Source organism: Mesorhizobium monacense (genome assembly GCF_056781675.1).
In genome coordinates, this window is sequence record NZ_CM165567.1 from 4,622,015 (window position 1) to 4,642,965 (window position 20,951).

The following is a 20,951-nucleotide window of genomic DNA, read 5'->3' on the forward strand; positions in this document are numbered from 1 at the left end:
TTTTTCCGGGCGGCTTCGAGCCGCCAATCTGGAACGATTCCAGACTAGGCCGCCTTGCCGATAAAGACAAATTGCCTTTCCTATTTTTTTCGATAGGATTTTCTTATGATCGGTCTCACCGTCCGGCAGATGCAGTATTTCGAGGCGCTGGCGCAGACGCTGCATTTCGGCCGCGCCGCCAAACTCGCCGGCGTCAGTCAGCCGGCGCTGTCCGCGCAGATCGCCGAGATGGAGCAGCGGCTCAACTGCCGGCTGTTCGAGCGCGGCGGCAAGGTGGTGCGGATGACCAACGAGGCGCTGGCCCTGCAGCCCCGCATCGAGCGCATTCTTGCCGATATACGTGACGTCGAGATGACCGCCAGGCGCGGCCGTCCGGCCTTGGAGGGGCGCTTCCGGCTGGGCATCATCCCGACGGTCGCGCCCTATCTCTTGCCGCATGTGCTGCCGGAGCTGAAACGGCATTTCCCGGCCCTGCAGCTTGAACTGCGCGAAGCGGTGACAGCGTCGCTGATCGAGGACAGCGCCTCGGGCAGGCTCGACGCCTTCATCGCCGCCCTGCCGCTCGATCATCCTGGCCTGGTCAGCGAGGAACTGTTCTGCGACCGCTTTTTCCTCGCCGTGCCGTCAGGCGATCCGGCCTTCGCCTCGCCGCCTGTGCCGCCGGAGAGCCCGGCGCTGGAACGGCTGATGCTTTTGGAGGAAGGCCACTGCCTGCGCGAGCAGGCGCTCGCGGTGTGCGGCAGCGTGCGCCCGGTGGCGATGGCGAGCTACGGCGCCACCAGCCTGACGACGCTGCTGCAGATGGTGGCGCATGGCCTCGGTGTCACGCTGATCCCGGAAATGGCGACAGGGCCGGCCAGCGTCATGCGCGATCTCAAGATCGTTCCGTTCCAGGAGCCGATGCCGCAGCGCACGATCTGCCTGGCCTGGCGGCGCAACAAGGTGCGGCACGACGAATGCGTGGAACTGGCGAAGATTATTCGCGGGCTGGACGCGGCAGTGCTGGCGGCTTGAGGTGCCGCCGCATAGACCCAGATCGGCAATCGGCGCGGAAAGCGATCCTGGCGCTTTGGGTCGCTTGGGGACCTTCGGAAAGGGAATTCAAATCAGGCGCGTTCGAGAATATCCGCCTTGATGGGCTGATCGAAGACCAGTGACCCTTCGCTGGTGCGCGCTGCCGCCGCAAGCACGGCAGCTCTGATGGCAGATTTGTTTTGCTCCACGATTTCGCGTCGCGATGGATCGACAGCTACAATGCGATCCAAAAAGCGGTCGGCGGTTCGAACGACATCTCGACGAACGTAGTTCAACGTCGCCCTCCGAACGAGCACTCCAGATAGTGTGACCGTCTCGATCGCGCGTTGCGCCGCTTGCCGGACAACGGTCTCGTCTTCGACCAATCGAAGGGCGGAGAAGAAGGTGCCGGTCGCCAACGGCTCGACAATGATCACGACGCCATTTGGCCTAATGACGCGCGCTGCTTCGCGCAACGCTGCCGGCATCGCCATTTCAGGAACGTGGTGAAGCGCATTGATCATCGTGCAGAGGTCGAATGTCGCGGTGGCGAAAGGAAGAGCCTCCGCCACGCCTTCAAGGAAGCTGGCCTGCGGAACAGACGTCGTGGCAACCCGTATGGCGTCCACGCCCGGATCAATGCCGACCACCTCCGCGCCTTCGGCAGCAAGCTGCCCTGCAAAGTTGCCGGCCCCGCAACCAATGTCCAGAATTTTAAGCCCAGCGATCGATGGTCGCACCGATCTGACAACTGCCAATGGACTGTCTACAGGTTGCATTGCCCGTCCACCTTTTGCCCCTGATCGCAGCCAGTTCCCGGCGCCTCGTCTGCTTCAATATCCAACCCGAGGTCGCCTCATCTCTTTGCGAGATGGTCAACCAGACGGGCTGCCTCCTCGGCAATGCCGGGTACCGTGCCCGATTTCCGCGTTGATGCGAAATCGAGACCGGCGAAATAGATGCCGGGATCGACGCCTATGCCATCCGCGTGCAAGGGCTGACCGGTCGCATCGAGCGCGCCCGGCAACCCAACCCATCCGAAATCGCCAGTAAAGCCGGTACACCAGATTACCGAAGAGATCCCGCTTGCGGCCAGGTCGGTCGAGCGGATTGGTGGGCTCGGCAGTCGCGGCTCGATGGTTTCGGCCGGGTCGTCCTCGGCCGGGGGCGCCTGAAGGCCGGTGCGCTCGATATACTGGTCGACCAGGCGCTTGGCATCTGCAGAAATCTCGTCGGCAAAGCGAATATGGTCATCGAGCTCATCGCCAAAGATGAGGCTGCCGTTGTCCACGCCCAGAAATCGACCGAGCAGAACGACGCCCTCCGCGCTGAGCAACTGCAGGCTGATGGTGTGCGTCGCGCCGGCTAGCGGGCGTGATGGCACCTTGCCGGATGGCAGGAGCAGTTCTTGGCGCCGGGCATCGAAATGACCGATCAAGGTCAGCCAATTGAGCATGCTGCCGCCGCGATAGTGCCGCACCCAGCGGCCGTTTCGGCTGGTCGCCAGAAAGACGGAGCGCCCAGCCAGGACCAGGTCTTCGGCAATCTGGCCTCCCGATTGGCCACTGCCGACCACCAGCACCGCGCCGTCGTCAAGTGCGGCCGCACTGCGGTATGCGGAGGAATCGATCTGGCGAAGTGCCGGCGGCAGGTCGACGGACCAGGGCGGCCGCACCGGACAATTCAGATTGCCACTCGCGATCACCACGTTACGTGCCCGAACCGGGCCTTGCGGCGTCACCACCCGATAGTGCCCATCGTCTCTTGTCAGTTCCTGCACCGGAATCCCGGTTCTCACCGGCAGTCGGTGCCGCTCGACGTAGCTCTCCAGATAGGCGACGAATTCGTGGTGCGTTATGGCACCCCAAGGATCCGGCCCGCCGTAGGAATCGCCGGGCAGGATCGAGCGTATGTTCGACGAATTCAGCCGGAACGAGTCCCATCGCTGCATTCGCCAAGTCTCGCCGATGCGGCTTCGTTCAAGTACGCAATGTTCGAGCCCTTGCTGTTTCAGGAAATAGCTTACGCCGAGCCCGGCCGAGCCGGCGCCTACGACAACGGAATCAAGTATTTCCCCCACCGTGTTCCCCGACAAAGATACGCTTTCAAAAATGATCATGTGCCGGGGAGCGGACGCGAGGGCGCTCACCCTTGCAATGCGGCGAGGCATTTCGTGCCGCCAATTCGACCGCACCTAAATAAGGACAGCATACTGCAAAGCGCCCATTTCCGACAGTCCCAAGGATGGAGGCCGGCGTCTTGGATCATCTTCGGCGTTGTGTCTTCCATGTGGAAGCCCAGCTTTGCTCAAGAGCAGGCCCGCCGGGCTTTTGTGATGACCCGGAACCGTCCGCCCTCTCCACGCATTTCGATGGATGGTGAGCAAGCCTATTTTCAACAATAGTCCGGGTGGGTCACCGGCAGGCTGGACAATCAAGCTCGGTGATTCTCCCGTCATTGGCACGGCGATCCACAGCGGCTCCGACGTCGGGCGCGTTTGCCAATCGCTCATGTGTATCGCCGACCCTGATCGGCAGCGGGAGGAGGATCCCTTCACCGAGTATTTTATCGCCGATTTCCCAACCCAGATCATCGTTCATCGATCGCGCTTTCAGGTCGATCTGAACCGGGCGCGCGAGGCTGCGGTCTACCGGTCGCCGGACCTGTCCTGGGGCCTGGACGTATGGCGAGAGCCACCGGCCGAAGACATCGTAAGCGAGTCTCTCGCCTTTCACGATGCGTTCTACGGCGAGCTCAAGCGTGTGCTTGCCGAGGTCGAGAAGCGCTACGGCAGGTTCGTCCTTGTCGACGTCCACAGCTACAACCACCGGCGCGCAGGGCCGAAAGCAGTGCCTGCGTCGCAAGATGGCGCGCCTGACATCAATATCGGCACATTCTCGATGGACCGCGCGCGCTGGGCGCCGGTCGTCGACGCCTTCATGGAGGCGCTGCGCGGCCAGCGCCTCAACGGCGAGCCGATCGACGTGCGCGAGAATGTGTCTTTCCAGGGCAAGGGCGAGCAAACCCGTTTCGTCCATGCCAATTTCCCCGAGACCGGATGTGCCATCGCGGTCGAGTTCAAGAAGATCTTCATGGACGAATGGAGCGGCGAGCCCGACTGGGCGGCGATCGAACGGCTGCGCGCCATGCTGGCGTCCACGGTGCCCGTTCTCGAGGCGGCGCTGCGGGGCATGACATGAAGCCGAAGCTCGTCGAGGCTGCGTCTCCGTTGGCGGAGATCGAGGCGGACCTGGACGCGCTTTTCCGGGACGGCAAGCCGATCCGCCGCGAGTTCGGCGACGGCAACCGTTTGCATATCGATCGGCCGCTGCCGTTTCTCTGCGTCCATGTCGGATCGCAGCAGGATGCGGCGTTCCAAATTGTTTCCGCGAATGCCTCCTATCTGATCGCGGCCGACATCGGCCTCGCCGGCGAGGGCGCGCGGCTGGTGGCGCGAAAAATGCGCGATCATTGCGGCGCATTCCTCGTCATCGACATCGGCGAGTTGGCCGAAGACCGGTTCCTGACGGAGGACGTACCGTTCCTGCCACCTTTCGAGATTGCACTGTCCAGCGGCGACACCGCGGCGGAGAAAGCGGCGCTCAAGCGCTTCACCGCCGCCGCGTCCGGACGCGAAGCGAAATACCGCACGCCGCGCGTCGACGAACTCAGTCCCACGACACGCGCGGAAGCGCGGCTCTCGCATGATCTCGGCGATGTGGCGAGCCTGACGGTGCGCTTCGCGCCGATCTACAGGGTGCCGGGCAGCGAACGCGTCTATCCCGAATTGCGCGACCTTGTCGTCGCCAACATGGTGGATTCCGCGCTTCAGGCAGTCAGCGCCTTCCTGAAGGCATCAAAGCTGGAACAGCCGGCAACCCATCGTTCGCTGGGGCGGCGCGCCTACATCGACGCTGTCGTGCGCGCCGACCGGGCACTCGACAGCGTCGCGTCGACATTCGATTTCCTGCTTGCCGTCACACCGATCAACGCCGAACCGGCCTGGCTGGAATTCCAGGCAGGCGGCTTCGAGCATGTCCCCGCATTGCTCTACAGGCCGCTCGAATTCGAGGTCGCCGCCCAGAAGCGGAAGCTCTATTCGGTCTCGCTCGATCATCTGGAAGATCCGCTGCTGACCACGCTGCTCTCGCAAAAGCAGCAGGAACTCGATCTTCAGCTGTCGATGCTCGCGGCACGCGAGACGCCCCGCTTCGTCGAACTCGGACGAGCACTCTATGGCAGCGTCGAGCCGAGCCTGGCGACGCGAGCACGCGCCATTCTCGAAAAGGTGCCCCGCGCTGCGTCGGCGGCGAGGCAGAAGGGACTGGGCGCCGACGCCGTCGCCGCAGCCGCACGAGACATGATCGCCGGATACCGCGCCGCCTACTCCGATTTCGATGCTTCCGTGGAGATCCGCGGCGACCTGCCCGCCGGCCTCCTAGTCTCTCGAAACCTGCTGCTGGTTTCGCGCGATACCAACCTTCCACCGGAGCGTCTAACCGCGCTGCTCAGTCACGAGATCGGTGTCCATCTGCTGACCTATTTCAACGGCGATGCGCAGGGGCTCGCCATATTCCGCAACGGGCTCGCCGGCTATGAGGGCATGCAGGAGGGGCTGGCCGTGCTGGCGGAATATCTGGTCGGCGGCATGACCGCGGCGCGGTTGAGGCTGATCGCGGCCAGGGTAATCGCGTGTCGGGCGATGCTTGATGGTGCGACGTTCGAGGAAACCTTCCGCGTTCTCCATGAGGATTTCGGTCTCGACGACCGCAGCGCCTTCAATGTCGTTCTGCGTGTGTTTCGCGGCGGAGGCCTGGCAAAGGACGCCATCTATCTGCGCGGCGTGGTGCAGGTCCTCGATCATCTGAGGAATGGCGGCAGCCTCACGCCGTTCTGGATCGGCAAGATCTCGGCCGCGCATTTCGGCGCAATCCAGGAACTCAACGCGCGCGGCTTGCTGCGCGCGCCGCGCCTCGAACCTGCATTCCTCTCTTCCGACGCGGCGCGTCCGCGACTCAAGAAAGCGATAGCGGGGATCGATCCGATCGATATGGTTGAGACTTGAGGGAGCATCCCCGATGCGCATTGCGTTCTTCGTCAATTCGATCGAGAGCGAGACGCCAGGCTACACGACGACAACGCTGGCGCTGGCTGCAACCCAGCGCGGACATTCGGTTGTCTATGTCGAACCAGGCGACTTCATACTGCGTCCGGATGACAGCCTGGCTGTCAGCGTCGCGGTCCTGCCTGATGCTCCCTACAAGGCGCCGGACAAACTGTATGCTGCCCTGAAGGATGCCGCGAAGCAGAAGAAGACGTTCGCGATAGGCGATATCGACGTCTTGTTTCTGCGCAACGACCCGTCGCTCGACGCCACCGATCGACCATGGGCCGCCAACGCAGGCATCATGTTCGGGCGGCTCGCAGCGGAACAGGGCGTCATCGTCGTCAACGATCCGGACGGTCTGGCACAGGCACAGAGCAAGCTGTACCTGCAGACCTTTCCCGAAGCGATCAGGCCGGCGACCCTGATATCGCGCAGCATTGCCGAGATCCGCGCATTCATCGACAAACACGCGAAGGGCTGCATCGTCAAACCACTGCAAGGGTCGGGTGGCAAGAACGTCTTCCATATTGCGACGCCTACCGATTCCAACCTCAACCAGATTTTCGAGGCCGCCAGTGGTGACGGCTATCTCATCGCGCAGGTCTACATTCCGGAGGCCAAGGCTGGCGACGTGCGCCTTTTCCTGATGAACGGCCTGCCCCTGATGCGCGACGGCAGCTACGCCGCCTTTCGCCGTGTCCCGGCCAAGGGCGACGTCCGCTCCAACATCCACGCCGCCGGAACCGCCCGCAAGGTCAAGGTAACGGACACGATGTTGCGCATTGCCGAGATGGTACGCCCCAAACTGGTCGGCGACGGCATGTTTCTGGTTGGGCTCGACATCGTCGGCGACAAACTTCTCGAGATCAATGTCTTTACGCCAGGCGGGCTGGCACGGCTCGCCGACATGTACAAGGCCGACTTTGCCACACGAGTCATCGTTGCGCTGGAGGAGAAGGCGACGCTGCGCCGAGCCTATGGAAAGACCATGCCGAATTCGCGGCTGGCGACGCTTTGAGGATGCAGGCAAGTCGGAGAGCGATTTCCTAGAGCGGTTCAGCTTTTGATAGATTCGCCGACCTGCTCTAACCATTTGTTTTTACGCAATTCCGGACGGAAAACCGCTCCGCACTTTTCCTGGAATTGCTCAAGGTATAAATATCAAAAATACATAAGTAAAAAATACGACAGCATGGACCAAGCCGGTCAGGAACGTCGTTCTTTCGTTACTAAAGCTTACGCCGCATATGAAAAGCGCTAAGATCAGAAGTACTGCGTCAGCCTCCGGGAGCCCTAACGTTAACCCCCTTCCCGTCAGCAGGCTGGCGGCCGCGACCGCCGGTATTGTCAAACCAATCGTCGCGCAGGCCGAACCCATCGCAACATTCAAGCCGCGCTGCAGCTCGTTGTTGAGTGAAGCACGGATCGCCGAAATGGCCTCCGGCATCAAAACCAACCCGGCGATCATTGCCCCGACAATGCTGTCGGCCTGGGTCACCTGGTAGGCAACGAGCGCATCTTCAACACTTGCGGCGACCTGCTCGGCGAGCATGACAATTCCGATCAGCCCGATTACCAGGAGCAGAGTGCTGGCGGAGATGCTTTCGTGAGGCGAGGTTCGCATCGAAACGTCGTGCGCTTGCCCTTCGATGAAGTCGTCTCGGTGCCGGACGGTTTGCGCGAACACAAAACTTGCATAGAGCAGCACGGAAAGTACGCTCACAAAACCAAGTTGAGCTGCTGAGAATGTGCCAGGATCCGTGGTTCGCGTGTAGGTTGGCAGAATAAGCGTCATGACGGTCAGTGCGACCAGCACCGCCAGATATGCGCTGGTCCCTTGTCGAACAATCGCCTGCTTGCGATGTCGCCAGCCGCCAAGCGTGAGACACAAGCCGACAACGCCGGTAGATGTAATCATCACCGTTGAGAAGACGGACTCGCGCGCAAGCGTGGGGTTGTTCTCTCCATGCAGCATCATGGAAACGATGATCGACACTTCGATTGCCGTCACGGCAAAAGTCAGCACCAGCGTTCCGTAGGGTTCCCCCACACGATGGGCCACAGCCTCGGCGTGGTCGAGCACCACGAAAATAGTGGTGAACATGATCGCACTCGAAAGCGCTCCGACAACTATCCTGACGCTCTGCGAACCTTCGTCTGCCGATACCCCGCTGGCTCTCACTGCGACAGCCATCGCCAAGGCGGCCAAGGGCATCGCATAAGAAGTCACCGATCGCCCGAAAACACTCATTCAAGCCCCTATACGTCTGTGCGAACCTTGCGGAAAAGCCTGTGTGGAGCATCTTGGCCAATATCGTTGTGAAGCCGACATTGCCCCATCGGCCGGCGTTCCAATCCTCACAAACAACGTCACCAGCGGCTCCAGAAGATGCCGCGGGATCGCGGTGATCCTAGCCGGGCGAGTTCGCCTTGACGACTTTCTGACATGCAGGCGTCAGCTCGCTGAGATGGTCGGACAGGCATTTGACGACGCGGCCGCCGCCCGGTTCTACGCCTTTGCAGAACTTCTCGAAATCCGCCTGGCAGGCCTCACGCTCGGCTGCTGTCTGCGCCAGCGCCGTGTTGGCTGCAAGTTGAGTTGCCAAGAAAAGCACGCTGAAAGCAATCCGCATGACAAGTCCCTCCAAATTAGGTAAGTTCAACTCACTTTCATAACGATGCGATATATACTGAGAAGTTTGCAGAGGGGCAAAATGCTTTTCGTATCGCTTAGAATCGCGCCAACGGCAGGTTTGTTTGCCGTTGTTGCGCTGATGTCCGCGTGCAGTCAGGAAAACGCCTACGTACCGCCGCCTCCGCCCAAGATAGACGTGGCGCTTCCGGTCAAGCAGACCGTGACCCCCTATCTCGACGCCACCGGCAGCGCCGCGGCGGTGAACACCACGCCGCTGGTTGCTCGCGTTTCGGGTTTCATCCAGGAAATCGACTACAAGGACGGCGACGAGGTCAAGGCCGGCACGCGACTGTTCCTGATCGAACCCGATACCTACCAGCTGGCGCTCGAGCAAGCGCAGGCTGGGCAGGGTTCGGCCGATGCCGCCGCCAAGCAGTCCGGTGCCGACCTCAAGCGCCAGCAGGAGCTGCTGTCCCAGAAGTTCATTTCGCAATCGACCGCCGACCAGGCCGCCGCGGCGGCGGACGTCGACATTGCCAAGCAGAAGCAGAGCGCGGTCGACGTCAAGCAGGCTCAACTGAATCTCAGCTACACCGAGGTCAAGGCACCGTTCGCGGGCATCGTCACCTCCCGCCAAGTGTCGACGGGGCAGCTCGTCGGCGCCGGCAGCGCCACCACGCTCGCGACCATCGTTCAGTTCGCCCCCATCTACGTCAACTTCAACATTTCGGAGCAGGACGTGCTGCGCATTCGCGCCGCCATGGCAAAGCGGGGGATAACCTCCCGGGACCTCAAGAAAATACCGGTCGAGGTCGGCTTGCAGAACGAGACGGGTTATCCGCATCAGGGAACGCTGGACTACGCCGCGCCGGAGATTACCGCCGCCACCGGCACGCTGGCGGTGCGCGCCGTGCTGCCCAATGACGACCGGGCGCTGCTGCCGGGCTATTTCGTGCGCGTGCGCGTGCCGCTCGGCGAACAGCCGGACATGCTGCTCGTTCCGGACCGGGCGATCGGCAGCGACCAGAGAGGTCGCTACGTGCTCGTCGCCGGAAAGGACGACGTGGTCGAGGAGCGTCCGGTGGAGATCGGCCAGCTTGTCGGAGCGTTGCGTGTGGTCAGCAAGGGGATCGCGGCGGACGACCGTGTGCTTGTCTCCGGCCTGCTGACGGCAGTGCCTGGCCAGAAGATCGAACCGCAAGTGAAGACGCTGGAAGCGGCGGCGGCTGACGGCGCCGCGCAATGATCTCCAAATTCTTCATAGAGCGGCCGGTGCTGGCGAACGCAATCGCCATCCTCATGGTCGTCATCGGTGTCATCTCGCTCTTTGCCTTGCCGGTGGCGCAGTATCCCGACGTGGTGCCGCCCACCGTTTCGGTGACCACGCGCTATCCGGGCGCGAGCGCGCGTGCGGTGATCGACACGGTGGCGCTGCCGATCGAGCAGCAGGTCAACGGCGTCGAGGGCATGATCTACATGCAGTCGTTCGCTGCATCGGATGGCAGCTACAATTTGACCGTCACCTTCGAGATCGGCACGGATCTCGACCAGGCGCAGGTGCGCGTGCAGAACCGTGTCTCCACCGCCCTGGCATCGCTGCCGCAGGCAGTGCAGGTGCAGGGCGTCACCGTTCAGAAGAAATCGACCGCAATCCTCCAGATCGTCACGCTGACGTCGCCGGACAGGCAATATGACAGCCTCTATCTCGCCAACTACGCGACCATCCAGTTGAAGGATGAGCTCTCCCGGATACCGGGTGTCGGCAATGTGAACGTGTTCGGCGCCGGCCAGTATTCGATGCGCGTCTGGCTCGACCCGGACAAGATGCAGGCTCGCGGCCTTACCACGCAGGACGTCGTCCAGGCGCTGCAGCAGCAAAGCGAGCAGGTCACCGCGGGCCAGGTCGGCGCGCCGCCTTCGCCCGATGACCAGTCCTTCCAGTACACGATCGAAGTGTCCAGCCGCCTTGACGATCCCGGCCAATTCGGCGCCGTGATCGTCAAGACCGGCGCCGATGGCGACATGACGCGCGTGCGCGACATCGGCCGGGTCGAACTCGGCGCCCAGACCTATGGGCAGTTCTTCAATCTCGATGGCCAGCCGGCGGCCGGTCTGGCCATTTTCCTGTCACCGGGCGCCAACGCACTCGATGTGGCCGGCAAGGTCGAGGCCAGGATGAAGGAACTGTCGGGCGCGTTCCCGCAGAGCCTGGCGTACTCGATCCCCTTCGACACCACGATCTTCGTCAGCCAGGCGATCCGCGAGGTCTACAAGACGCTGATCGAAGCCGCGGTGCTCGTGCTCATTGTCATCCTGATCTTCCTGCAGGACTGGAGGGCTATGCTGGTGCCTGCAACGACCGTGCCGGTGACGATCATCGGCGCGTTCGCGGCGATGCTTGTACTCGGCTTTACCGTCAACCTGTCGACCCTGTTCGCCATCGTGCTCGCCATCGGCATCGTCGTCGACGACGCTATTGTCGTGGTCGAGGGAGCCGCGCACAATATGGAGCGCGGCATGTCGGGCCACGATGCGGCGGTCGCGGCCATGAATGCGCTGTTCGGGCCGATCATCGGCATCACGCTGGTGCTGATGGCGGTGTTCCTGCCGGCGGCGTTCCTGCCCGGCCTGACAGGGCAGATGTATGCGCAATTCGCGCTGGTGATCGCAGCAACAGCCTTGATCAGCGCCATCAACGCGGCAACGCTGAAGCCCACGCAGTGCGCGACCTGGCTGAGGATTCCGGTGCCGCTGGACCAGCGCAATGCCTTCTTTCGAGGCTTCAATGGCATCTACCAGCGCACGGAGAACGGCTATGCCCGCTTGATCGGATCTATGGTCCGTCACAGCGCCGTGATGGGCGTCATTGCGCTGCTGATCATCGGCGCGGCAGGCTACGGCATGTCGCGCGTCGCAACCGGCTTCATTCCGATCGAGGATCAGGGCTACCTGCTGGCTTCCGTTCAGCTGCCCGATGGCGCGGCGCTGGGCCGTACGCAGGAGACGCTGCAACAGGTTTCGAATATCGCCAAGACCACCCCGGGCGTCGATAAGGTGGTGACGATCGCAGGCCTGTCGGCCCTCGACAACAATTCGACGCTCGCCAACGCCGGTGTTGCCTACATCATCCTCAAGGACTGGAGTGTGCGCAGCAAAGGCGAGGATCTCGCGTCGCTCTATGCGACGCTCAACAAAAGCCTGTCGGACATGGCGGACGGACGTGTTCTGGTGCTGCCGCCGCCGCCGATCCAGGGCATCGGCAACGCTGCCGGATTCACCATGCAGATCGAGCTGCGTGACGGTAGTTTCGACCTCGCAAAGCTGCAGAACGCGGCGGACGCGCTGACCAGGACCGCCTCGACGCAGTCGGGCATCCAGCGTGCATCGGCGACGTTCCGCTCCAACGTCCCGCAATACAAGGTCGAGTTCGACCGCGAGAAGGTGCAGACCCTTGGGCTGACCACGGACCAGGTCTTCCAGACGCTCGCAGGTTATCTCGGCTCGACCTATGTCAGTCAGTTCAACAAGTTCGGGCGGGTGTTCCAGATCTATGTGCAGGGCGATTCACAGTTCCGCCTGACGCCCGAGGACATCGGCCGCCTGACTGTGCGCAACCAGAACGGCGACATGATCCCGCTCGGCACCGTGCTGACCATCACTCCAAGCGTCGGCCCCTCGCTGATCAGCCTCTACAATCTCTATCCCTCGGCATCGATCCTTGGCGTGCAGGCTCAGGGCTTCTCGTCGGGCGACGCGATCAAGCTGATGGAGGCGGCCGCGGCCGACACGTTGCCGCCCGGCACCGGCTTCGACTGGACAGCGCTCTCCTTCCAGGAAAAGCTCGTCGGCAGCCAGATCTACCTGGTGTTCGGCATGGCGCTGCTGCTGGTCTATCTGGTGCTGGCAGGCCAGTATGAGAGCTGGCTGGCGCCGATCTCGATATTGCTCGCCGCGCCGCTGTCGCTGGTCGGCCCGGTGCTGGTCCTCACCGGTCTTGGCATCGACAACAATCTCTATGTGCAGATCGGTCTGATCCTGCTGATCGCGCTGTCGGCCAAGAACGCCATCCTGATCGTCGAGGTCGCGCGTGAGTTGCGCGCCGCCGGCAGGCCGATCGTCGATGCGGCGATCGAAGCGGCGCGAGCGCGCTTCCGCCCGATCCTGATGACGTCGTTCGCCTTCATCCTCGGCGTGGCGCCGTTGGTGTTTGCGACGGGCGCCGGGGCCAGCGCACGCAAGTCGATCGGCATCACGGTGTTTTCCGGCATGATCGCCTCCACCTGCCTCGCCGTTCTCTTCGTGCCTGCCTTCTTCGTCATCCTGCAGCGAGTCGAAGAATGGCGCGCCGCGCGCAAGACGAAGCGTATCACGCTTCCCAGCTAAGGCAGCATGGTCTCGGCCCTCTCGGTGAGGGACGCACCTGCATTCAGCGCGACGGCAAATCGAAGCGTCTTCGCCTGCTCAAGCCGTCTTCTGCGTCACCAGTCCCAGTTCCTCGACCATCGCCTCGCGCATCAGGAATTTCTGCGGCTTGCCGGTCACCGTCATCGGCAATTCGGTGCGGAAGCGGATGTAGCGCGGGATCTTGTAGTGGGCGATCTGGCCGGTGCAGAAGGTCTTGATCTCCTGCTCGGTGGCGGTCTGGCCGGGCCTGAGCACGATCCAGGCGCACAGCTCCTCGCCGTATTTGTCATCGGGAATTCCGAACACCTGGACTTCCTTGACCTTGGGATGGCGATAGAGGAACTCCTCGACCTCGCGCGGATAGACGTTCTCGCCGCCGCGGATGACCATGTCCTTGACCCGGCCGACGATGTTGCAATAGCCCTCGGCATCGATGGTGGCGAGATCGCCTGTGTGCATCCAGCCATCGGCGTCGATCGCCTCGCGGGTCTTCTCCTGGTCGTCCCAATAGCCCTTCATCACCGAATAGCCTCGCGTGCAAAGCTCGCCCGGCGCCCCGACCGCGACGGTGGCGCCCTCGGCGTCGATGGCCTTGACCTCGACATGGGGATGGATACGCCCGACCGTCGAGACGCGCTTTTCCAACGGATCGTCGACGCCGCTTTGGAACGACACCGGGCTGGTCTCGGTCATGCCATAGGCGATGGTCACTTCCGACATGTGCATCAGCGACACCACCTTCTTCATCACCTCGATCGGGCATGGCGAGCCGGCCATGATGCCGGTGCGCAGGCTGGTGAGATCGAAGGAGCCAAAGTCCGGATGGTCGAGCAGGCCGACGAACATGGTCGGCACGCCGTAGAGGCCGGTGCAGCGTTCCTGCGCCACCGCCTTCAGCGTCGCGCCGGTGTCAAAACCCTCGCCCGGAAACACCATGGTCGCGCCCTTGGTGACGCAGCCTATCGTGCCCATCGACATACCGAAGCAATGATAGAGCGGCACCGGGATGCAGAGCCGGTCGTCGACGGTGAGCTTGATCGCCGCGGTGACGAAATTGCCGTTGTTGACGATGTTGTGGTGGGTCAGCGTCGCGCCCTTCGGCGCGCCTGTCGTGCCTGAGGTGAACTGGATGTTGATGGCCTCGCCTGGCTTCAGCCCCTCGGAGATGCGGTCGAGGCTGTCATGCTCATCGCGGCCCGCCATCGCCAGCACATCGCCGAAATTGTACATGCCGGGCGAGTTGTCCTCGCCCATGCGGATGACGATCTTCAGCGCCGGCAGTTTTTTCGCCTTGAGCTTGCCGGGCGCGGCCATGGCGATTTCCGGCGCCAGCGTCTCGATCATGCCGAGATAGTCGGAGGTCTTGAATCTGACGGCGGTGACCAGAGCTCGGCAAGCGACCTTGTTCAGCGCATATTCCAGCTCGGTCAGCCGATAGGCCGGGTTGATGTTGACCAGGATCAGGCCGATGCGCGCCGTGGCGAATTGCGTCACCAGCCATTCCCAGCGGTTGGGCGACCAGATGCCGACACGCTCGCCCTTTTCCAGGCCGAGCGCGAGCAGGCCGGCGGCAAGCGCATCCACAGTGTCCGACAGCTCGCTCCAGGTGAAGCGCTTGTCCTGGTCGACGAAGACCGCGGCATCGAGCGTGCCGTATTTGCTGACGGTATCGGAAAACAGCGCCGGGATCGTTTTGTTGAGCAGCGGCATGGTGCACTCGCCCGACACATGCGCTCTGCCGTCGATCGGCGCGACGAAGGTGCCGCCCTTGCCCGGGCCGCGCAGATTGGTGGCGTTGTTCAGCTCGTCGAGTTTGATCGCCATCGCCGTCTCCTCCGCAGACATACCGAACCTATCAGCCTGCCGGGGTGGTGGAAATCCCGTCGATGGTAGTGAAGCTCGATCCCTCCCCTTGAGGGGAGGTTGTCGAGCGAAGCGAGGCGGATGGGGTCGCCTCAACTGCCTCAACCTCTTATTTGGCTTTGACCAAAGATGGAGCGCATCACCGCGGACCCCACCCGTCCATCCGTCTTCGGCGGCTGTCCACCTCCCCTCAAGGGGGAGGGAGTGCGCTCATCTTCGCAGCAATATCGCGCAACATTGCTTCATCCGCCGCCGCGCGGTTCTTCCTCGACGCGACAAGGCAAGCCTGCGACCGCAAGACGACGCCGTCGGTCAGCACCTTGAGGTGGTTGGCGCGCAGCGTCGAGCCGGTGGTGGTGATGTCGACGATGACATCGGCCGAGCCCGCCGCCGGCGCGCCTTCGGTAGCGCCCAGGCTCTCGACGATGCGATAGACCTGGATGCCGTGCTTTTGCGAAAAGAATTGCTGGGTCAGCCGCCAGTATTTGGTGGCGATGCGCAGCCGCCTGCCGTGGCGCTGGCGGAAATCTGCGGCAACGTCGTCGAGATCGGCCATGGTGTCGACATCGAGCCAGATGTCGGGCACCGCCACCACGACATCGGCATTGCCGAAGCCAAGGCGGGCGACGATTTCGGCACGAGCCTCCCAGTCGGCAAGGTTCTCGCGCAAGAGATCCTCGCCGGTGATGCCCAAATCGACGGAACCCTGGCCGATCTCGCCGGCAATTTCAGAGGCCGACAGGAAGGCCACCTCGATGCTGTCCATGCCCTCGATGCGGGCGCGGTATTTGCGCTCGTCGCCGGGCAAGCTGACGGCAAGCCCGGCCTTGGCCAAGACTTCCAGCGCCTGCTCCTTGAGCCGGCCTTTCGACGGCAGTGCCAGCGTGATCATTTGGCCGTCCCCCGCAGCGCCTCGATGCGGTCGAGCCAGACGGAAAAACCGACGCCGGGGATCGGCGTCCTGGCGCCGAGCAGCGTGAGCAGGCGGTCATAGCGGCCGCCGCCGGCCAGCGGCCGTTCGCCATTTTCCACCGCGACCTCGAAGACCAGGCCGGTGTAATAGTCGAGCGGGCGGCCGAAGGCGGCGTCATAGTGAATTGTCGCGGTCGGCAGGCCATGCGCTTCGATCGCCTTGGCGCGAGCGGCGAAATTGTCCAGGGCCGCGCCCAGCGAAAGGCCGGCACCAGCCGCGAAACTCTCGAGCGCCTGAGGCGCACTGTCGAGCGGCACGTCGATCGCGAGAAATGTCTTCAGCGCCGAGAACGCCTCGTTGGAGAGCCGCACGCTGCGCAGTTCGGCCTTCTCGATCAGGCGGCGCGCGATATCGGAGGGCGAGCGCCCGGCCGACGCCGACAGGCCGGTCTCCTCCATGCCGCCGGCAATGTGCGCGGAAAGCCCGTCCAGATCGCCATCGAGGACAAGGGCAGCCACCGGGCCGGACAGCTGGCCGTTGCGTGGCGGATTGGCGAGGTCGGCCAATGCCGCTTCCAGCATCGCCGCCGAACCGAAGGCGCGGGCAAGCCGCATGCGCCAGCCACGCGGCAGGCCCAGTGCTGCCAGCACCGCCTCGAAAATGGTCTGGTCGCCGAGCGTGACGTTCAGCGTCTTGCCGGGCAGAGCCAACGACAGCAGCGCATGCGCGTCGGCCAGCGAACGGGCGTCGGCTTGCGGTGTGTCGCGGTCACCGAGATCCTCGATGCCGGCCTGGAAGAACTCGTTGCCGCCCTCGCGGCGCTGGCGAAACACCTCGCCGAGATAGGAATAGCGGCGCGGCGTGCCGGCCTGGCTGGCGATGTGGTCGAGGCAGACGGGAATGGTGAATTCCGGCCTGAGACACAGCGTCTTGCCGGTCTCGCTCTCGGTGAGAAAGATGCGGCGGCGCAGATCCTCGCCAGCCATGTCGAGGAACGGGTCGGCCGGCTGCAGCACCGCGACCTCGACCGCATGGGTATTGCGCGCGGCGAAGAGGCTGGCGATGTCGGCGGCGATGGCGGGATAGCGGGAGGTCATCGGTTGGATGGGCGCGAGGCACCACCTTTCGCACGATCGGCTGCTTGCGCCGACAGGATCTTCCGGACCTCACCGACCAGCTCCCTCTCCGCAACCGTCACCTGCGCCGGCCGCGCCGCGCGCCATTCGGCGTTGTCGGCAATCTCGGCCGACATCCTGGCGCCTTCGATCAAATCCTTGATCTGCACCTCACCCTTCGCGCGCTCGTCGCCGCCCTGGATGATGGCGACCGGGCTGCCGCGCCGGTCGGCATATTTCAGCTGCGCCTTCATGCCGGCGCCGCCGAGATACATTTCCGAGCGGATGCCGGCGGCACGCAGTTCCGAGACCATCTTCTGGTAGCGGCCGAGGCTTTCGGTGTCCCTGTCCATCACCAGCACGACGACCGGTGCGATGACATCCGACGTGTCGAGCTTGCCGAGGTTCTTCAGTGCCGTCATCAGCCTGGAGACACCGATGGAAAAGCCGGTTGCCGGCACCGGCTCGCCGCGGAAGCGCGAGACCAGCCCGTCATAACGGCCGCCGCCACCGACCGAACCGAAGCGCACGATCTGGCCGTCCTCATTGGGGATCTCTGCCAGCAGCTCGGCCTCGAAGACCGGGCCGGTGTAGTATTCGAGGCCGCGGACTACGGACATGTCCGTTTTTATTCGGTCACGACCGTAACCTGCAGCCGTCACGAGTTCATCGATTATCGCAAGTTCCTCCATGCCCTGAAGAAGCATCGGGGCAGATGTCGAAAGTTTGCTCTCTGCCAGCTGTTTCCAAATTGCCGATTCTCGCATTGTGCCGAAATGTTGCTTTTGGCGCTCGTAATCCAGCTCATTATCAACGACTGAGACAATTCCCAAGATCAGATTAGTCTGCTTGTCATCCAGCCCTGCGCCCTTGGTGAAGTCGCCGCTTTCATCCTTGCGCCCAGCGCCCAGCAACAAACGCACGCCTTCCGGCCCGAGCTTGTCCAACTTGTCGATCGCCCGCAGTACCGTCAGCCGGCGTCCGGCATTTTCGTCGCCGCCGAGGCCGATTGCCTCCAGCACGCCGTCCAGAACCTTGCGGTTGTTGACGCGGATGACGTAGTCGCCGCGCTTGATGCCGAGCGCCTCCATGACGTCGGCCATCATCATCGCCATTTCGGCATCGGCCGCGACGCCCGGCGTGCCGATCGTGTCGGCGTCGAACTGCATGAACTGGCGGAAGCGGCCGGGGCCGGGTTTTTCGTTGCGGAACACCCAGCCGGAGCGATAGCTGCGATAAGGCTTCGGCAGCTTTTCAAAATTCTCGGCGACGAAGCGTGCCGTCGGCGCGGTCAGGTCGTAGCGCAGCGACAGCCACTGGTCGTCGTCGTCCTGGAAGGAGAATACGCCTTCGTTCGGCCGGTCCTGGTCGGGCAAGAATTTGCCGAGCGCATCGGTGTATTCGATCAGCGGCTGGTCGACAGGCTCGAAACCGTAAAGCTCGTAGACCGAGCGGATCGTCGCCATCATCTTCTCGACGGCGCGGATATCGTCGGCGCTGCGGTCGGCAAAGCCGCGCGGCAGCCGCGCTTTCGTCTTTTCCGATTTGTCGGCCATGGGATGGGTACTCGGTGTTTCGTGACGCTCTGTCGATCGGTCAAAAAAACCGATTTCCGCGGCGCGCGTGTCCTAACCGATGCAGCCGGGAGCGGCAAGGGTTTGCGCTTTTGCTGAAACAAACTGCGCCAAAAGGAAACAATTCCGCCATAGGTGCGGCATCGTGCCGACACAATCAGAGCCGATAAGCACGCCGAAACAAGGGGTTCTGGCCATGACAACGGCAGGAAAGTTCGACATCGAACACAGCGGCGTCCGCGACCTGCCGGCGCGGCTGCGGCCGGCGGGCAGCAATGCATTCGTGACGGCAAGCCAGATGGCAGGTCCGTTCGAGGTCACTGCGGATGAACGCAAGGGCTCGACGGTGCGCGATGCGCTGATGACCGGCCTGCTGGTGATCTATCCGGCCTTCGCCGCACTGGCCGCGATCGTAGCCGGCCTGTTCCTGACCGGCGCCAGCGGCGTGTGACTGCTGCTCATTTCGGCCGCTTGAACTTCTTCCGCTCCGCTTCCACCTCCTTGCGGCAGACGCAGCCTTCGAGATGGTCGTTGACCAGACCCATCGCCTGCATGAAGGCGTAGACGGTGGTCGGGCCGACGAAGCTCCAGCCGCGCTTTTTTAACTCCTTTGAAATCCTGACCGAAACCGCCGTCGTCGGATTGGCGCGCAGATGGGCGAGATCGACGATTTCTGGCCGTTCGTCCGGGCCCGGCTCGAATTTCCAGAACCAGGCAGCGAGCGAGCCGAATTCGTCGGCCATTTCGCGGGCGCGCTTGGCATTGTTGATGGTCGAGACGATCTTGCCACGGTGGCGGATGATGCCTGCATTGCCGACCAGGCGCTCGACATCCTTGTCGGCGAAGGCGGCGACCTTGTCGAATTCGAAGTTGGCGAAGGCCTCGCGGAAATTCTCGCGCTTGCGCAGGATGGTCAGCCAGGACAGACCGGACTGGAAACCCTCGAGGCAGATCTTTTCGAACAGCCTGCGGTCGTCGGCCACCGGCCGGCCCCATTCATGATCATGGTAATGCAGATAGTCGGGCAGGTTGCCGTGCCAGAAGCAGCGTGAGATGCCATCGGGGCCGGCGAGCAGGCCAGTATTTTCGTTTGCCATCACAAGAAATCCATTCGTTAATGCGCCTTTGCGCTGCTTTTACCGTGGCTTTACCAGATTCCTGAACGGGCCGGTAACCACACCAAAAGGTTTACTGACAAACCCGCATTTTACGCATTCCGATTCATGTTTCGGTTGCCGCTTGGCGCCAAGGATCGCGCCACCGGGGGCACTTTCCCTCGCGTGTCAGACGATCAAGGTGCGTTCCGATGAACATCTTCTTGCGTTCCGTGCTCGGCGCCGCGGCCCTTCTTGCCGCCGGCACCACCTCCTCCTTTGCTGATGACCGCTATGCCGACCGGCCGCCGGTGATGGTGAGCCCCGACCTTTCGGCGCCCTGGGTGCTGCAGCTTGGCCGCGCCCCGGGCATCGTGCGGCAGAACCGGCAGGCCGCGCAGCAGCCGCGCATGCGCTACGCACAGCCGGCACAACCTGACCAGGTGCGGACAGCAGCCGTGCAAGCGCCGGCCAAGCGCTTGGTGAAGCGGCCGCAGATCAACCCGATCTACCTGCCGCAGGAAGTCGCCTATGACGGGCCGCAGAAGCCGGGCACGATCGTCATCGATACGACGCAGAATTTCCTCTATCTGGTCGAGAAGAACGGCAAGGCGCGGCGCTATGGCGTCGGCACCGGCAAGCCCGGCTTCGAATGGTCGGGCACGCACAAGATCACCAACAAACGCGTCTGGCCGGACTGGCGTCCGCCGGCGGTGATGATCAAGCGCGAGGCCGCCAAGGGCCGTTATCTGCCGACCTATCTCGCCGGCGGCGAAGAGAACCCGCTCGGCGCGCGCGCGCTCTATCTCGGCACGACGGAATACCGCATCCACGGCACCAACCAGCCATGGACGATCGGCGGCGCGGTGTCGTCGGGCTGCATCCGCATGCGCAATGAGGACGTCGTCGATCTCTATGAACGGGTCAATGTCGGAACGACCGTGGTGGTGATATAGTCACTGCGAATCAGCTAGTTAGGCAGCGCTGAGTAGTTTTTGGCGCGCTGTTGCCCTCAAGCCATAGCGCGCTTTTGAAGGACGTGCTTAGACTGGCAACGATTTAACGGGGGACGGGCCGTGTGGGGATACGGTCAGTCACGAAAGGGCAGCACGGGAAACCGCGCTGCCCTTTTCGTTTTGCGCAACGGGTGGGCTTCGGAAAGGCTTCGACGATAGGTCGCATGGCGGTTTTGCGTTTCGCGCTGCCCTTTGCCATGTTCTTTTGCTATGTCG

17 protein-coding genes are annotated in these 20,951 nt (G+C 62.9%); 8 read left to right on the forward strand and 9 right to left on the reverse strand.

Annotation, left to right across the window (positions count from 1 at the left end; genetic code table 11):
- The first annotated feature begins 105 nt into the window (after window positions 1-105).
- Entirely contained in the window at window positions 106-1,014 is a 909-nt protein-coding gene (locus AC1RUK_RS22315) for a hydrogen peroxide-inducible genes activator (protein ID WP_481838919.1), read from the forward strand.
- A 92-nt stretch (window positions 1,015-1,106) separates the two neighbouring features.
- Here AC1RUK_RS22315 and AC1RUK_RS22320 read toward each other — a convergent pair whose 3' ends face one another.
- Window positions 1,107-1,793 carry a class I SAM-dependent methyltransferase gene (locus AC1RUK_RS22320; RefSeq protein ID WP_481838918.1) on the reverse strand — a complete coding sequence of 229 codons (687 nt, stop codon included), beginning with the start codon at window positions 1,791-1,793 and terminating at the stop codon, window positions 1,107-1,109.
- Between the two features lie 77 nt (window positions 1,794-1,870).
- Window positions 1,871-3,094: a flavin-containing monooxygenase gene (locus AC1RUK_RS22325; protein ID WP_481838917.1), complete on the reverse strand. Its 1,224-nt coding sequence runs from the start codon at window positions 3,092-3,094 to the stop codon at window positions 1,871-1,873.
- 295 nt (window positions 3,095-3,389) lie between these two features.
- On the opposite strand from AC1RUK_RS22325, the gene AC1RUK_RS22330 reads away from it, so the two are divergent.
- The 3 genes from AC1RUK_RS22330 to AC1RUK_RS22340 are packed head-to-tail and all read left to right on the forward strand — an operon-like array spanning window position 3,390 to window position 7,139.
- Window positions 3,390-4,214 (forward strand): N-formylglutamate amidohydrolase, encoded by an 825-nt coding sequence (locus AC1RUK_RS22330; protein WP_481838916.1) that lies wholly within the window; start codon window positions 3,390-3,392, stop codon window positions 4,212-4,214.
- Window positions 4,211-6,079, forward strand: coding sequence for a flavohemoglobin expression-modulating QEGLA motif protein (locus tag AC1RUK_RS22335; protein ID WP_481838915.1), 1,869 nt, complete (start codon window positions 4,211-4,213; stop codon window positions 6,077-6,079). The genes AC1RUK_RS22330 and AC1RUK_RS22335 overlap by 4 nt, the downstream gene beginning before the upstream one ends.
- 13 nt (window positions 6,080-6,092) lie before the next feature.
- Window positions 6,093-7,139 (forward strand): glutathione synthetase, encoded by a 1,047-nt coding sequence (locus tag AC1RUK_RS22340; RefSeq protein WP_481838914.1) that lies wholly within the window; start codon window positions 6,093-6,095, stop codon window positions 7,137-7,139.
- Window positions 7,140-7,268: 129 nt separating this feature from the next.
- On the opposite strand, the gene AC1RUK_RS22345 is transcribed toward AC1RUK_RS22340, so the two are convergent.
- Window positions 7,269-8,372, reverse strand: coding sequence for a calcium:cation antiporter (locus AC1RUK_RS22345; protein WP_481840108.1), 1,104 nt, complete (start codon window positions 8,370-8,372; stop codon window positions 7,269-7,271).
- Between the two features lie 160 nt (window positions 8,373-8,532).
- Window positions 8,533-8,754: a cysteine rich repeat-containing protein gene (locus AC1RUK_RS22350; protein WP_120016435.1), complete on the reverse strand. Its 222-nt coding sequence runs from the start codon at window positions 8,752-8,754 to the stop codon at window positions 8,533-8,535.
- Window positions 8,755-8,835: 81 nt separating this feature from the next.
- On the opposite strand from AC1RUK_RS22350, the gene AC1RUK_RS22355 reads away from it, so the two are divergent.
- Window positions 8,836-10,002, forward strand: coding sequence for an efflux RND transporter periplasmic adaptor subunit (locus tag AC1RUK_RS22355; protein WP_481838912.1), 1,167 nt, complete (start codon window positions 8,836-8,838; stop codon window positions 10,000-10,002).
- The gene (locus AC1RUK_RS22360) at window positions 9,999-13,139 is read left to right on the forward strand and encodes an efflux RND transporter permease subunit (protein ID WP_481838911.1); all 3,141 of its coding nucleotides are present in this window, start codon (window positions 9,999-10,001) and stop codon (window positions 13,137-13,139) included. Before AC1RUK_RS22355 ends, AC1RUK_RS22360 begins: the two co-directional genes overlap by 4 nt.
- Window positions 13,140-13,217: 78 nt before the next feature.
- Here the strand turns inward: AC1RUK_RS22360 and AC1RUK_RS22365 are convergent, their stop codons facing one another.
- From AC1RUK_RS22365 to hisS, 4 genes are all read right to left on the reverse strand, one after another.
- Window positions 13,218-14,984, reverse strand: coding sequence for an AMP-binding protein (locus tag AC1RUK_RS22365; protein WP_481838910.1), 1,767 nt, complete (start codon window positions 14,982-14,984; stop codon window positions 13,218-13,220).
- Between the two features lie 229 nt (window positions 14,985-15,213).
- Window positions 15,214-15,915, reverse strand: coding sequence for an ATP phosphoribosyltransferase (gene hisG / locus AC1RUK_RS22370; RefSeq protein ID WP_481838909.1), 702 nt, complete (start codon window positions 15,913-15,915; stop codon window positions 15,214-15,216).
- The gene (locus tag AC1RUK_RS22375) at window positions 15,912-17,033 is read right to left on the reverse strand and encodes an ATP phosphoribosyltransferase regulatory subunit (RefSeq protein WP_481838908.1); all 1,122 of its coding nucleotides are present in this window, start codon (window positions 17,031-17,033) and stop codon (window positions 15,912-15,914) included. The genes hisG and AC1RUK_RS22375 overlap by 4 nt, the downstream gene beginning before the upstream one ends.
- Entirely contained in the window at window positions 17,030-18,607 is a 1,578-nt protein-coding gene (hisS, locus tag AC1RUK_RS22380) for a histidine--tRNA ligase (protein WP_481838907.1), read from the reverse strand. Before hisS ends, AC1RUK_RS22375 begins: the two co-directional genes overlap by 4 nt.
- Window positions 18,608-18,821: 214 nt before the next feature.
- Between hisS and AC1RUK_RS22385 the strand changes: the two genes are divergently transcribed.
- Window positions 18,822-19,076 (forward strand): hypothetical protein, encoded by a 255-nt coding sequence (locus AC1RUK_RS22385; protein ID WP_481838906.1) that lies wholly within the window; start codon window positions 18,822-18,824, stop codon window positions 19,074-19,076.
- A 7-nt stretch (window positions 19,077-19,083) separates the two neighbouring features.
- Here the strand turns inward: AC1RUK_RS22385 and AC1RUK_RS22390 are convergent, their stop codons facing one another.
- The gene (locus AC1RUK_RS22390; protein ID WP_481838905.1) at window positions 19,084-19,722 is read right to left on the reverse strand and encodes a DNA-3-methyladenine glycosylase I; all 639 of its coding nucleotides are present in this window, start codon (window positions 19,720-19,722) and stop codon (window positions 19,084-19,086) included.
- Between the two features lie 209 nt (window positions 19,723-19,931).
- On the opposite strand from AC1RUK_RS22390, the gene AC1RUK_RS22395 reads away from it, so the two are divergent.
- Window positions 19,932-20,675, forward strand: a complete 744-nt coding sequence (locus AC1RUK_RS22395) for a L,D-transpeptidase (RefSeq protein WP_481838904.1) — start codon at window positions 19,932-19,934, stop codon at window positions 20,673-20,675.
- Window positions 20,676-20,951: the final 276 nt, after the last annotated feature.

Coding starts and splice junctions, on each gene's coding strand:
- AC1RUK_RS22345 (WP_481840108.1), bottom strand. CDS start 8,372: ATGAGTGTTTTCGGGCGATCGGTGACTTCTTATGCGATGCCCTTGGCC.
- AC1RUK_RS22365 (WP_481838910.1), bottom strand. CDS start 14,984: ATGGCGATCAAACTCGACGAGCTGAACAACGCCACCAATCTGCGCGGC.
- AC1RUK_RS22355 (WP_481838912.1), top strand. CDS start 8,836: ATGCTTTTCGTATCGCTTAGAATCGCGCCAACGGCAGGTTTGTTTGCC.
- AC1RUK_RS22340 (WP_481838914.1), top strand. CDS start 6,093: ATGCGCATTGCGTTCTTCGTCAATTCGATCGAGAGCGAGACGCCAGGC.
- AC1RUK_RS22320 (WP_481838918.1), bottom strand. CDS start 1,793: ATGCAACCTGTAGACAGTCCATTGGCAGTTGTCAGATCGGTGCGACCA.
- hisG (WP_481838909.1), bottom strand. CDS start 15,915: ATGATCACGCTGGCACTGCCGTCGAAAGGCCGGCTCAAGGAGCAGGCG.
- AC1RUK_RS22360 (WP_481838911.1), top strand. CDS start 9,999: ATGATCTCCAAATTCTTCATAGAGCGGCCGGTGCTGGCGAACGCAATC.
- AC1RUK_RS22395 (WP_481838904.1), top strand. CDS start 19,932: ATGAACATCTTCTTGCGTTCCGTGCTCGGCGCCGCGGCCCTTCTTGCC.
- hisS (WP_481838907.1), bottom strand. CDS start 18,607: ATGGCCGACAAATCGGAAAAGACGAAAGCGCGGCTGCCGCGCGGCTTT.
- AC1RUK_RS22385 (WP_481838906.1), top strand. CDS start 18,822: ATGACAACGGCAGGAAAGTTCGACATCGAACACAGCGGCGTCCGCGAC.
- AC1RUK_RS22350 (WP_120016435.1), bottom strand. CDS start 8,754: ATGCGGATTGCTTTCAGCGTGCTTTTCTTGGCAACTCAACTTGCAGCC.
- AC1RUK_RS22330 (WP_481838916.1), top strand. CDS start 3,390: ATGGTGAGCAAGCCTATTTTCAACAATAGTCCGGGTGGGTCACCGGCA.
- AC1RUK_RS22390 (WP_481838905.1), bottom strand. CDS start 19,722: ATGGCAAACGAAAATACTGGCCTGCTCGCCGGCCCCGATGGCATCTCA.
- AC1RUK_RS22375 (WP_481838908.1), bottom strand. CDS start 17,033: ATGACCTCCCGCTATCCCGCCATCGCCGCCGACATCGCCAGCCTCTTC.
- AC1RUK_RS22315 (WP_481838919.1), top strand. CDS start 106: ATGATCGGTCTCACCGTCCGGCAGATGCAGTATTTCGAGGCGCTGGCG.
- AC1RUK_RS22335 (WP_481838915.1), top strand. CDS start 4,211: ATGAAGCCGAAGCTCGTCGAGGCTGCGTCTCCGTTGGCGGAGATCGAG.